Below are 13,506 nucleotides of genomic sequence, written 5' to 3' on the forward strand. Positions count from 1 at the left end.
ATTTTTTTAACGGGATTTATTATAGATAGGCTTTTTTAATCCTATCTTCGTTTGCAAAAACAAATACATATATAAACAACGGTGTGTAGAAAGAGGAAAACACACCATAATTCTAATTAAATGAATGTAATAAAAAAATCGTTCGATTTGGGCGATGGCAGAATTGTAGAAATTGAAACAGGCAAACTGGCTAAACAAGCTGATGGTTCGGTTGTAGTAAAAATGGGTGATACCATGTTGTTAGCAACTGTTGTATCTACTGTTGGTGCCAAACCAGGTACTGATTTTTTACCATTATCGGTAGATTATCAGGAAAAATATGCGGCTACCGGCCGTATTCCAGGAGGCTTTCTACGTCGTGAGGCAAGATTATCTGATTACGAGGTTTTAATCTCTCGTTTGGTGGATAGAGCTTTACGTCCAATGTTCCCAAGTGATTATCACTCTGATACACAGGTGATGATTTCTTTAATCTCTGCTGATAAAGATATTATGCCAGATTGTTTGGCAGGTTTAGCGGCATCTGCTGCATTATCAGTTTCTGATATTCCTTTCAATGGCCCGATTTCTGAAGTACGTGTGGCTAAAATTGATGGCAAGTTAATTATCAATCCAAAAGCCAGCGAATTAGAACGTGCAACTTTAGAGTTTATGGTTGCTGGTTCGGCTAACGATATTGGCATGGTTGAAGGTGAGTGTGATGAGATTCAGGAAGATGAAATGGTTGAAGCTTTAAAATTTGCACACGATGCAATTAAAGTTCAATGTGCTATTCAGGTTGAATTAACTGAGGCTACCGGCAAAACCGTTAAACGTGAATATAACCACGAAGACCACGATGCTGATTTAAAAGCGAAAGTTTATGCTGATACTTATGATAAAGTTTATGCTGTAGCAAAAGCTGGCGGCAATAAAGATGTTCGTAAAGAAGGTTTTACTGCGATCATTAACGAATTCTTCGAAGCAATGCCAGAAGATACTGCAGATTTAACCAAAGCAATGGCTAAACACTATTACCATGATGTTCAGTACGATGCAATTAGAAATCTATTATTAGATGAAGGTATCCGTTTGGATGGCCGTAAAACTACTGAAATCCGTCCAATCTGGAGTGAAGTTGGTTACTTACCTGCTGCTCACGGTTCAGCTGTGTTTACACGTGGTGAAACGCAATCGTTAACATCAGTTACTTTAGGTAGCAAAGATGATGAGCAAATGATTGATGGTGCTTTCTTTAATGGTTACAACAAATTCTTATTACACTATAATTTCCCTGGTTTCTCAACTGGTGAGGTTAGACCTAACAGAGGTGCTGGTCGTAGAGAAATTGGTCACGGTGCTTTAGCACAACGTTCATTGAAAAAAGTATTGCCTCAAGGTGAAGCAAATCCATATACCATCCGTATTGTTTCTGATATTTTAGAATCTAACGGTTCATCATCAATGGCAACTGTTTGTGCGGGTACATTGGCACTTATGGATGCAGGTATTAAAATCAAATCGCCAGTTTCTGGTATTGCAATGGGTTTAATTACCGATGAGAAAACTGGTAAATATGCAATCCTTTCTGATATTTTAGGTGATGAAGATCATTTAGGTGATATGGACTTTAAAGTAACGGGTACCGAACATGGTATTGTTGCTTGTCAGATGGACTTAAAAATCAATGGTTTATCGTACGAAGTTTTAACTAAAGCTTTGTTACAGGCTAAAGATGGTCGTTTACACATCTTAAACGAGATGAAGAAAACCATCAGCTCACCTAACGAAGATTACAAACCACATGCTCCGCGTATTGTTTCTTTAACTATTGATAAAGAATTTATCGGTGCAATTATCGGCCCAGGTGGTAAAATTATCCAGGAAATGCAACGCGAAACCGGTGCTTCAATCTCTATCGAAGAAGTTGATGGTAAAGGTATCGTAGAGGTATTTGCTGATAACAAAGCTGCAATTGATGCAGCGGTTACCCGTATCCGTAACATCGTTGCCAAACCGGAAATAGGCGAAGTTTACCAGGGTAAAGTAAAATCAATTATGCCATTTGGTGCATTTGTTGAGGTTATGCCAGGTAAAGATGGTTTATTACACATCTCTGAAATTTCATGGGAGCGTTTAGAAACTATGGACGGTGTGTTAAAAGAAGGTGATAAAATCGAGGTTAAATTATTAGACATCGATAAACAGGGTAAAATGAAACTTTCCCGCAAAGTTTTATTGCCAAGACCAGAAAAACCAGCTGCGCCACAAGCGTAACAATCGATACGTCATGCTGAACTTGATTCAGCATCTGTTTGATAGACCCAGAAATAAATTCAGGGTGACGGACACAAATAACAAAACCCTTTCAGTTTTTACTGGAAGGGTTTTTTGTTCCTATAAAAATTAACATCGGAATTTCTAACTAAAAACTTTCGGACTTCTTTTGTAACTTGCATCATACAGTCATGCTGTCACGAAAAATCGGAATCAGCATCTTTTTTGCTATTAAGACCCTGGAACGAATTCTGGGTGACGATGTTGATAAATGTTTCCATAAAAAATAATAGCGGAATTCGGAATTAAGAAAATAAGAAATAATTAAATGAAATACATCATTGCCCCATCCATACTTTCTGCCGATTTTGGCAACTTACAACGCGATATTGAAATGATTAACCAAAGTGAAGCCGATTGGTTTCACGTTGATGTGATGGATGGCGTTTTCGTGCCAAACATCTCTTTCGGCTTCCCTGTAATGACCGCGGTTAAAAAACATGCTACAAAACCACTGGATGTACATTTAATGATCGTAGAACCTGATAAATATATTGAAGATTTTGCGACAGCAGGGGCAGACCGGATTACGGTCCACTACGAAGCCTGTACACATTTGCACAGAACCATTCAGTTAATAAAAGCCTCTGGATGTAAGGCTGGGGTGGCTTTAAATCCCCACACTCCGGTGACTTTATTGCAGGATGTGATTGAGGATCTGGATTTGGTATTGATCATGTCAGTTAATCCAGGTTTTGGCGGGCAAGCATTCATTCACAATACTTACAAGAAAATCAAAGATCTAAAAACGCTGATTCAAGGTATAAATGAAGATTTAATTATTGAGGTTGATGGCGGTGTCGGTTTGCAAAATATTGCTACATTAGTAGCTGCAGGTGCCAATGCTTTTGTGGCAGGAAACGCGATTTTTGCAACAGATAATCCAACAGAAACAATTGCTAAAATGAAACAGCTAACCAACAGTAGTATTAGCATTTAATTGTTTATTGCTAAATTGTTCCAATGATAAGGACCATAGAGTATAATCATCCTGATAATCAACACTTTTATCTTGATACTTTTACATTTCGCAACTAAAAAATGCTCAAATTTCGGTTTATCCTTTTCCTGTTAATTGCTGGTTGCAGTTTTGCTGTAGCCCAGCCATTGGTTAGGATTTCAGGAATTGTGTATAGTGCTGAAAAGTTGCCCTTATCCCAGGTTACTGTAATTGTTTTAGGTCAGGCACAATCTACGGTAACCGATGAATTCGGGGTATACACCATTTATTCAAAATCGAAAACTTTTAGCATTAAATATTCACTTTTGGGTTATCAGCCTCAAACGATAAAGTTTAGTGAACGTTCGGGCGCTAGGATTATCAAACAGGTAAACCTGATTGCCAATATTAATGAACTAGAACAGGTTAACATTACCAATAAGCAAAACCAGTTAAGCAATACAACAACCATTAATATTGCTGATGTTTCATCAATGCCGCTGGTTTCGGGCAATTTCGAAACCATGCTCAAAACTCTTCCCGGCGTATCCACAAATAACGAATTAAGCGCTCAATACAGTGTTAGAGGAGGTAATTTCGATGAAAATTTAATTTACATCAATGATGTAGAGATCAACCGGCCTGTATTGATCCGCAATGGACAGCAGGAAGGGCTGAGTTTTATCAACTCGGATCTGGTGAGTAAGGCAAAGTTCTCTGCAGGGGGTTTTGAAGCAAAATATTGCGACAAACTTTCTTCCATTTTAGACATTAAATATGATAAACCCGACAGCAATCAGACCATTTTTAGTACCAGTCTTTTAAATACCTCATTAAGTACAAAAAAAATATTCAAAAACAGCTTTCTGCTGGCAGGTTTACGGTATAAAAATAATTCGAGTGTATTAATCAAACAAGATGAGAAGGGGAGTTACAGTCCAAATTTTGCTGATGCCCAATTGCTGTATCAATATGATTTTTCATCTAAATTCAATGTCAGTTTTCTGGGCAGCTTTAATCTCGGTCAGTTTAAACTGGTTCCTACCAATAGAGAAACCCAATTTGGGACTTTAAGTACCACCCTAAGGCTTAATGTTGATTATACCGGTGAGGAGATCGATGATTACCAAACCTTAGGAAGCGCTGTTACCGCTACTTATTCTCCTAAACCGAATTTAGTGATCAAGTTTATCAACAGCTACTTCAATACCATTGAAAGAGAACGTTTCGATATCAACGGCAGCTATATTTTTGATGAAGAGGACAACACATTTCCTGGGGAAAATTTTGGATTGATCAATAAAAACAGGGGCATTGGCAGTTATTATAACTACGGAAGAAATAGCCTTAATACCCAGGTTTTTGCATCCGAAGTAAAAGTAGATCAAAACTTCGATAACCATGTATTTTCCTGGGGGATAAAATTTGATAAATCCAATTATAACGATCAATTGAATGAATATAATTATACCGATTCAGCAGGCTTTATTTTGCCGAACAATTCGAAAAATATTGTTTTGCAAAATGTAATCAATGTTCAGAACACAATTGATATAAAAAATTACAGTGCCTATATTCAAGACAGTTACTCGCTTTCAAGTTCAGCCGAACTTCAATTAGGAGCACGCGCCTCATATAGTTCACTGAGCAAACAATTGCTGATCAGCCCGAGGATGTTAATTGCTTACCGGCCAAACTCGAACAATAAAATTTTAAGGTTTTCTGCCGGTGTTTACAAACAGCCACCATCATACCGCACCATCCGCGATTTTTCCGGGATATTAAATATTGATCAAAAAGCGCAAAGCTCTTATAATACTTCCTTAGGTTATGAGTATGCTTTTGATGCCTTCGGAACGCGTTTAAAGTTTACATCTGAAGCCTATTTTAAATATTCAGATCGATTAATTCCATACAAAATTGATAACCTGAGAATTAAATACCTGGCCAACGAAGTATCACGGGGTTATGCTTATGGTGCCGATTTTAGTATTGGCGGTGAGTTCGTTAAGGATTTGGTTTCTTATTTCAGAATGTCGGTAATGCATGCAAATGAAGACATTATCGGTGACAGTTATGTTCAAAATGGAATCACAATTTATCCCGGTTATTTAAAACGGCCAACAGATCAGCGTTTAAATTTCTCTATATTTTTTCAGGATAAATTATTAAACAGCCCAACATATAAGGTACATTTAAATGCGCTATATGGCTCAAGATTACCGATAGGCCCGTCGCAAACACCAAGATATTTAGATAAATTCTTTATCCCATCGTACAAACGTGTTGACATTGGTTTCTCCAAAGATTTCCTTGATGATGCCGCATTGCACAAACCAAAGTTTTTAGACCGGAATTTCAGCTCTGTTATCTTGTTTTTTGAAGTTTTCAATATGCTGAATATCGACAATACCGTTTCTTACCTCTGGTTAAAAGATGTTGATAATGTGCAATATGCGATTCCAAATTATTTAACAGGCAGGCAGTTTAATCTGAAATTGATTGTAAGACTGAAGAATAAGCCATGATTAAGGATTGTAGATTTTAGGATCACTCTTTCAAACCAGCTAACCGAATATCCACGGTTTGTATATTCAAAAAATAAAAAGAAATCCATCATTTCCAGTTAAACGATTTAATTGCAAAAACTGCAATAAATCAATCGATTTTCGACTTTTTTTTAACAAAATTTAATTTTTTATGATACGATTTTATAGGCATAACTGCTTTAAAAATTTTACATTTACCGCCATAAAACATTATATAATAAGATGAAGCATAATTTTGGCGCAGGCCCTTGTATTTTACCTCAAGAAGTGTTTAAACAAGCAGCTCAGGCTGTTTTAGATTTTAACGATGGATTATCAATTTTAGAAATTTCGCACAGAACAACCGAATTTGAGGCAGTTGTTGCTGAAGCTGATAAGTTGGTAAAGGAATTATTAAATGTGCCGTCGGGTTATTCCGTTTTATTTTTACAAGGTGGTGCAAGTTTGCAATTTGCAATGGTTCCGATGAACTTATTGGGCGATGGACAAACAGCAAGTTATTTAGATTCGGGTGTTTGGGCAACCAAGGCATTAAAAGAAGCTAAATTTATCGGTAATGTAAATGTGGTAGCTTCTTCAAAAGACGCCAACTACACTTTCATTCCAAAGGATTTTGAAATTCCGGCTGATAGTGCTTATTTTCACTATACCTCGAACAACACGATTTATGGAACTGAACTTTTCGAAGTACCTAAAACTGATGTTCCTGTGGTTTGCGACATGTCTTCGGATATTATGAGCCGCGTAATTGATGTTTCTCAGTTCGATTTAATTTATGCTGGGGCGCAAAAAAATATTGGTCCCGCTGGTTTAACCATCGCTATTGTTAAAAATGAGGTTTTAGGTAAAATTGAGCGTAAAATCCCATCAATGCTGAACTATCAATCGCATATTGATAATGATTCAATGTACAATACACCTCCGGTTTTTTCCATCTATGTAGCATTATTAAATCTTCGCTGGTTAAAATCAAAAGGTGGGGTTGCTGAAATTGAAAAAGAAAACAAACAAAAAGCTGAAGCACTTTATAGAGAGATCGATCGCAATACTTTGTTTAAAGGAACCTGTGCCGTTGAAGACCGCTCCAGAATGAACATCTGTTTCGTAATGGAAAATGCCGAATTGGAAAAACCATTTTTGAAGTATGCTGAAGAGCAGGGCATTGTTGGTATTAAAGGACATAGAAGTGTTGGCGGTTTCCGGGCTTCGATGTATAATGCATTACCGATTACCAGTGTACATGCTTTAATTGATGCCATGCAACTATTTGAAGAACAACAGTCAAAAGCAAATTAATTTAAATTTTAACCGATAATTGATTCGCATTTAAATGTGTGTAATCAATTTAATCAGTGAAATCATACATATGATTAAGATATTAGCAAACGATGGGATTGATCCGATCGGAAAAGAATTATTAGAAAAAGCAGGTTTTCAGGTAGATACTGAAACCGTTCCCCAGGATAAATTAGCCGAAGCTTTAAAAAACTATGATGCCATTACTGTTCGTAGTGCAACAAAAGTTAGAAAAGAATTAATCGATGCCGTTCCAAATATCAAATTAATTGGTAGAGGTGGAGTAGGCATGGATAATATTGATGTCGAATATGCACGTAGTCAAGGTGTTAATGTCGTAAATACCCCGGCAGCTTCTTCATTATCAGTTGCTGAGTTGGTATTCTCACACTTATTTACGGGTATCAGATTTTTACAGGATGCCAACCGTAAAATGCCTGTAGAAGGTTCAACACAATTCAATAACCTAAAAAAGGCTTATGCTAAAGGAACTGAGTTAAGTGGAAAAACCATCGGCATTATCGGCTTTGGCCGTATAGGCCGTGCTACTGCAAAAGTAGCTTTAGGTTTAGGCATGAATGTTTTAGCCTATGATCTATATCCTTCAGAGTCAGAAATTACATTAGAATTCCAGGGAGGGAAATCAGTAAGTATTCCAATTAAAACTGTTTCATTGGATGAAGTAATTGCTGGAAGTGATTTCTTTAGTTTACACACACCATTTGCAGACAAACCGATTTTAGGTGCAGAAGAATTTGCAAAAATGAAAAACGGAGTTGGGATCGTAAACTGTTCTCGCGGTGGAACGATTGATGAGCCTGCTTTAATTGAGGCATTAAATTCTGGTAAAGTTGCCTTTGCCGGATTAGATGTTTTCGATAACGAGCCAACGCCATTGGCAGAAATTTTAACTCATCCTAAAATCTCTTTAACACCACACATTGGCGCATCAACCAACGAAGCACAAGAACGTATAGGTACGGAACTGGCTACTTTGATTATTGAGCATTTTACAAAATAAACATTATTGATGTCACCCTGATCTCGTTTCAGGGCCTTTTAAACAGGTTCTGAAATAAATTCATCATGACGGATTTTATAAAAGGCCAATCTGAGATTGGTCTTTTTTAATCTAATGCATTTGTTAGTACCCAATAACGATAGCCCAATATTGCTTTCTGAAAAGTGGTTAACTTACTCGGATCCTTTTTATATAAACTTGGCAAAACCACCTTGTTTATCTTCGCCAGGATTTTAAACAGTCCTTTTTTCATAATTTGTTTATTGCCTTTAAAGCTTATGAAGCTCCTAAAATATGGTTATAATTTAAGGCTTGATTTTAGCAGTTTCATATCGCTGTAATTTTTTGTTGAAGAAATAAAATCCACCGGCCATCACTAGAATCAGAAAGACAATAATATAGGTTGATAAACTTCCTTTGTTTTTCTTGTCTAAATCTTCTTTAAGCTGTGCGTTTTGATCCTGAAGCTTTTTGATGGTACCCATATAGGCTTCAATCCGGGTTTGTGAATTATCTGCAACTGCCACTTTTTGCTGATTCTGTAAATCTTTGTAATCCATTAATATTTTCAATTCTTTAAAAATATTATTATCGGCTAAAACCACCTGACGGAGAATCTCATTTGAATTTTTGATATCACGTTTGGTTTGCCAACCGAAGATGCCCGTTCGTTGATTTAAACTTTCATCGTATTGACCAAACCTGGTACTTCGTTCTGCCAATAACGAATTTACTTTAACACGCTGTGCAGCATAAGCCACAGTATCTTGCTGTGCTGAGGCATATAAGTTCAGCAATAATAAGGAGAGCAGATAAAAATATTTTTTCATGCTTTATAAACGCGAAAAGGATGGAAGTTGTTTTGGCTGGTTAATTGGCTCATTGGCCATTAGTTTTTTGGTCGTGATTGGCCATTGTGCTCTTCTCAATGGTGTATCCACAGTGATATTTTGTCGATTAATTCGTTTAAAAGCCGCGCCAAAACGAACGATTGAACTGTTAAACTAAATTTAAGGATGAAACTCAACCCGTACAATATCACCCAAATGTAAACCCAATAAACCACTTGCTTTTCCTTTGTTAATGGCGATTTCCAGATGGTTACTGATGCCAAACAGGCAAAGTTTTTCGCCTTCCTGTACTTCATTGTAATGCCAGCTCAACTGCGTAATGGTTTCGCTTTTCCTAAAGTACAAAGTAAAATCTCTGTTCTTCTGGATTTTGGTAAAAAGGTCTTTGGTAATGTTGGTGATTACATTGCAAAAAGTGTCAATATAAACCACACTTCCCCTAATCACATCACGTTCGATTACAGGGTGTAAAAGCATCTTTTGCTCAATCTCTGCTACAGGTAAACCAATCTCTTTTAGTTTGCCACCTTTAGCCAGATGCGTTGCTGCTTTCACAAAAATATCAACCAATGGAAAATGCAGATATTTTAGATCCTGCATAATGTTCAGCTCTACCACATCTTCCGGAACATCATCAAAAAGAAGGGAAAAAATACCATTATCTGCCCCTACAAAATAATGATCGCGATGCTTTATGGCTATGTATTTAGTGTTTTCACTATATACAGAATCAATGCCGATTAAGTGTACCGTATTCTTCGGAAAGTAGGGATAGGCATTTTTTAGAACAAAGGCAGCATATGAAATATTGAACGATGGAACCTCGTGGGTAATATCAACTAAATTAACATTAGGCATCAGACTGAACAGACTACCTTTAAGGGCACTCTGGTAAAAATCTTTTGAACCTAAATCTGTTGTTAAAGTAATTATCCCCATTAAAAATTCATTATTATTGCTTATTCTTGTGTACAGGCCTAAGCGTCTGCAAATATTCAAATTTTAATTAATATACCCCGATAACTTTTTAAAATACTACAGTTTGAACGAATTAAAATTAACTCTGGATACCGTAAATCCTGCTCACTTTTGGGGGCCGAATAACGAGAATTACGAAATGATTAAAGGTGCTTTCGCGAAGTTGAAACTGGTAGCGAGAGGTAGTGATGTTAAGGTTCTCGGTGATGAACAGGAACTTAAGACTTTTGAGGAGAAGTTTAATCAGCTGCTTGCACACCTCGAAAAATATAGCTCACTTACCAATAACGATGTCGAATCTATATTGGGCGCAAAGGCAGCCGGCGTAGTAAAAAAAGATGCAGAACAACCTACAGGCGGCGGCGGGGAGGTGATTGTTTTTGGCACAAATGGTCTTTTGGTAAAGGCAAGAACAGCAAATCAGCGTAAGATGGTGAGCAGTATTGCCAAAAATGATATTCTATTTGCCATCGGTCCTGCGGGAACAGGAAAAACATATACCGCTGTGGCTTTAGCCGTAAGGGCCTTAAAGAATAAAGAAATTAAGCGGATTATTTTAACCCGTCCGGCGGTTGAAGCAGGAGAGAACCTTGGTTTCTTACCTGGCGATTTAAAAGAAAAAATCGATCCATATTTACGCCCGCTTTACGATGCCTTGGATGATATGATCCCTGCCGAGAAATTGAAATTCTACATCGAAAACCGTACAATTGAAATTGCTCCCCTGGCATTTATGCGTGGACGTACCTTAGATAATTGTTTTGTGATTTTAGATGAGGCTCAAAATGCGACCGATATGCAGTTAAAAATGTTTTTAACGCGAATGGGCCCAACAGCTAAATTTATTGTTACAGGGGATGTTACGCAGATCGATTTACCTAAAAAACAGATGTCGGGCTTATTTAATGGCTTGAGGATTTTGGAGGATATTAAAGGAATCGATATTATTTATCTAAGCGGAGAAGATGTGGTAAGACATAAATTGGTAAAAGATATCTTAAAAGCTTACGGAGATATTCAATAAGCTGGAAGTCAGAAAGTCAGGGGTCCGAAGTTTAAGTCCTACAATAGAACTACTTCGGACTTTTGTTTTTACAGCTTTTATCATCCGGCTCCGGTCTTCGGACTTTCGGACTTTTTTCCTATTTTTACCCCCTCATGAAAGCACTAAAAGAAACCCATTTCAATTTCCCAAATCAAAGTAATTTTTACAAAGGTAAAGTTCGTGATGTTTATACGATTGCTGATCAATCTATGGTAATGGTAGTATCCGATCGTATTTCTGCATTTGATGTCGTATTGCCTGAGGCTATTCCATTTAAGGGGCAGGTATTGAACCAGATTGCAGCTAAATTTTTAGCGGCTACGCAGGATATTGTTCCCAACTGGGTTTTGGCCGTTCCGGATCCAATGGTTACCATCGGCCGCATCTGTGAGCCGTTTAAAGTAGAAATGGTGATCAGAGGTTACTTAGCCGGACATGCCTGGCGCGAATATAGTGCAGGAAAACGTGCCGTTTGTGGCGTTTCTTTACCTGATGGTTTAAAAGAAAATGATAAACTGCCTCAACCCATTATTACCCCAACAACAAAAGCTTCTGTAGGCCATGATGAGGATATCTCGAAAGAAGATATTTTAGCTAAGGGCATTGTTTCGGTAACCGATTACGAAAAACTGGAAGAATATACTTATGCCCTGTATCAGAGAGGGACTGAAATTGCTGCAAAAAGTGGATTGATTTTAGTCGATACAAAATACGAATTTGGTGCTGCTGATGGTGTAATTTACCTGATTGATGAGATTCATACGCCAGATTCTTCACGTTATTTTTATGCAGAGGGATACCAGGATCGTCAAGATAACAATGAGCCACAAAAACAACTTTCGAAAGAATTCGTCAGAAAATGGTTAATCGAAAATGGCTTTCAGGGAAAAGACGGCCAGGTTGTTCCGCAAATGACGCCGGAAATCGTAAATTCAATTTCAGAACGTTACATCGAACTTTACGAAAAGATTGTAGGAGAAACCTTTATAAAAGCTGATGCTGATGCCATTTCCAGCCGCATTGAAACCAATGTTTTAAAGGCTTTAGAAACACTTTAAATCCGAAAGAAATTTATACATTAGTGAACTAAAGATTAGAGAGATGAAATTTTCAGTAGATAAACACGATAAATACGTAAGCTTAAAGTTAGAAGAACCCAAGTTTACAAACGATAACGCTCCCGGCTTGAAATCAGAATTCTATTTACTTAATGCAGAAGGATTTCAGAATATCATTGTTGATTTAAGTCATGTTACTGAATGCAACGATGCGCAGGATTTAAGTTGTTTATTGGTTGGCGATCGGCTTTGTAAATCGGCAGGCGGATTGTTTATTGTAACCGGAATTAACGATGAACTGGCATCAATTATTGAATTATCAAACATATTTCAGTCTGTAACGTTTGTTAATACATTAGACGAAGCAACAGATTTTATCTTTATGGATGAACTGGAGAAAGAGTTTAGAGGCACTAAATAATATAAAATTTACATAAAATTCTGGCCTCGTAGTTCCTAAAAATCTACGAGGCTTTTTATATCTTATCATGATGAAATTTGAAGTTACCATTTTAGGAAGCAGTTCTGCTACACCTGTATTTAACAGGAATCCATCGGCACAGCTTTTAAATTGTAACGAAAAATATTATTTAATCGACTGTGGCGAAGGCACACAACAACAATTAACCAAATATAACCTCAAAGCCGCCCGTATTGATTATATTTTCATCAGTCATTTACATGGCGATCATTATTTTGGTTTAATCGGTTTACTCTCCAGCCTGCATTTAAATGGCAGAATTAAACCCATGCAGATATTCGGACCAAAACCTTTATTGGAAATCCTTGAGATTCAGTTTAAATATTCTGATACTGTTCTAAGGTATCCAATTGAATTTTTTCCAATTGAAGCAGATCAATCAAAACAAATATTCGAAAATAGTGATTTAACCGTTCAGACCATTGTTTTAAATCACCGTATCCCTACCACAGGTTTTATTTTTAAGCAAAAGAAACGGCAACGCAAATTGATTAAGGAGAAAACAGACGATGTGCCCATGGCATATTACACTACCCTGAAAAAAGGTATGGATGTAGAACTTCCAAATGGTGATATTTTGCGTAGCACAGATTATACAACAGAAGCCGATCCACCGAGATGTTATGCTTACTGTTCTGATACCTTATTCGATGAAAGCTATTTCTCTACCATAAAAGATTGTGATACCTTATACCACGAAGCAACGTTTATGCACGAGCTTTTAGATAGGGCAAAGGAAACGCACCATACCACGGCATTACAGGCGGGAGAGGTAGCCAAAATTAACGGAGCAAAGAAATTACTTATCGGACACTTTTCATCACGCTATAAAACACTACAGATGCTTTTAGAAGAAGCACAGTCTGTTTTCGAAAACACAGAATTGGCTGTAGAGGGAAGAACTTTTCAGCTTTAGGTTTCTGCTTTTTTACCACAAAGTGCACAGGGAAAAAGCACAGAATCTCTTTGTC

At 37.2% G+C, this 13,506-nt stretch carries 12 protein-coding genes; 9 read left to right on the top strand and 3 right to left on the bottom strand.

Translation table 11 applies throughout. The features are described 5' to 3' along the window. The first annotated feature begins 120 nt into the window (after positions 1-120). The 5 genes from pnp (at position 121) to AC04Q1_RS01695 (ending at position 8,122) form a co-directional block, all read left to right on the top strand. Positions 121-2,256, top strand: coding sequence for a polyribonucleotide nucleotidyltransferase (pnp, locus tag AC04Q1_RS01675; RefSeq protein WP_025146264.1), 2,136 nt, complete (start codon positions 121-123; stop codon positions 2,254-2,256). A gap of 328 nt (positions 2,257-2,584) precedes the next feature. Then, positions 2,585-3,256 (top strand): ribulose-phosphate 3-epimerase, encoded by a 672-nt coding sequence (gene rpe / locus AC04Q1_RS01680; protein ID WP_478361208.1) that lies wholly within the window; start codon positions 2,585-2,587, stop codon positions 3,254-3,256. Between the two features lie 101 nt (positions 3,257-3,357). Next, complete coding sequence (locus AC04Q1_RS01685) at positions 3,358-5,784, top strand: TonB-dependent receptor (protein ID WP_478361210.1); 2,427 nt, start codon at positions 3,358-3,360, stop codon at positions 5,782-5,784. A 243-nt stretch (positions 5,785-6,027) separates the two neighbouring features. Further along, positions 6,028-7,101, top strand: a complete 1,074-nt coding sequence (gene serC, locus AC04Q1_RS01690; RefSeq protein ID WP_478361212.1) for a 3-phosphoserine/phosphohydroxythreonine transaminase — start codon at positions 6,028-6,030, stop codon at positions 7,099-7,101. Between the two features lie 70 nt (positions 7,102-7,171). Then, entirely contained in the window at positions 7,172-8,122 is a 951-nt protein-coding gene (locus AC04Q1_RS01695) for a D-2-hydroxyacid dehydrogenase (protein WP_478361214.1), read from the top strand. Between the two features lie 106 nt (positions 8,123-8,228). Here AC04Q1_RS01695 and AC04Q1_RS01700 read toward each other — a convergent pair whose 3' ends face one another. The 3 genes from AC04Q1_RS01700 to AC04Q1_RS01710 all read right to left on the bottom strand — a co-directional run bounded on the left by AC04Q1_RS01700 (position 8,229) and on the right by AC04Q1_RS01710 (position 9,912). Beyond that, on the bottom strand, positions 8,229-8,375 hold the full coding sequence (locus AC04Q1_RS01700; RefSeq protein ID WP_478361215.1) for a hypothetical protein: 147 nt from the start codon (positions 8,373-8,375) through the stop codon (positions 8,229-8,231). 52 nt (positions 8,376-8,427) lie between these two features. Beyond that, positions 8,428-8,952, bottom strand: a complete 525-nt coding sequence (locus AC04Q1_RS01705; RefSeq protein WP_478361217.1) for a hypothetical protein — start codon at positions 8,950-8,952, stop codon at positions 8,428-8,430. Positions 8,953-9,132: 180 nt separating this feature from the next. After that, positions 9,133-9,912 carry an SAM hydrolase/SAM-dependent halogenase family protein gene (locus tag AC04Q1_RS01710; RefSeq protein ID WP_478361219.1) on the bottom strand — a complete coding sequence of 260 codons (780 nt, stop codon included), beginning with the start codon at positions 9,910-9,912 and terminating at the stop codon, positions 9,133-9,135. 103 nt (positions 9,913-10,015) lie between these two features. Between AC04Q1_RS01710 and AC04Q1_RS01715 the strand changes: the two genes are divergently transcribed. The 4 genes from AC04Q1_RS01715 (at position 10,016) to AC04Q1_RS01730 (ending at position 13,451) form a co-directional block, all read left to right on the top strand. Further along, positions 10,016-10,975 carry a PhoH family protein gene (locus AC04Q1_RS01715; protein ID WP_478361220.1) on the top strand — a complete coding sequence of 320 codons (960 nt, stop codon included), beginning with the start codon at positions 10,016-10,018 and terminating at the stop codon, positions 10,973-10,975. Positions 10,976-11,109: 134 nt separating this feature from the next. Continuing rightward, positions 11,110-12,054, top strand: a complete 945-nt coding sequence (locus tag AC04Q1_RS01720; RefSeq protein ID WP_478361221.1) for a phosphoribosylaminoimidazolesuccinocarboxamide synthase — start codon at positions 11,110-11,112, stop codon at positions 12,052-12,054. Positions 12,055-12,097: 43 nt separating this feature from the next. Continuing rightward, entirely contained in the window at positions 12,098-12,475 is a 378-nt protein-coding gene (locus AC04Q1_RS01725) for an STAS domain-containing protein (RefSeq protein ID WP_478361222.1), read from the top strand. Positions 12,476-12,545: 70 nt separating this feature from the next. Then, entirely contained in the window at positions 12,546-13,451 is a 906-nt protein-coding gene (locus AC04Q1_RS01730; protein ID WP_478361875.1) for a ribonuclease Z, read from the top strand. Positions 13,452-13,506 lie beyond the last annotated feature (55 nt).

The organism is Pedobacter humicola, assembly GCF_056490705.1.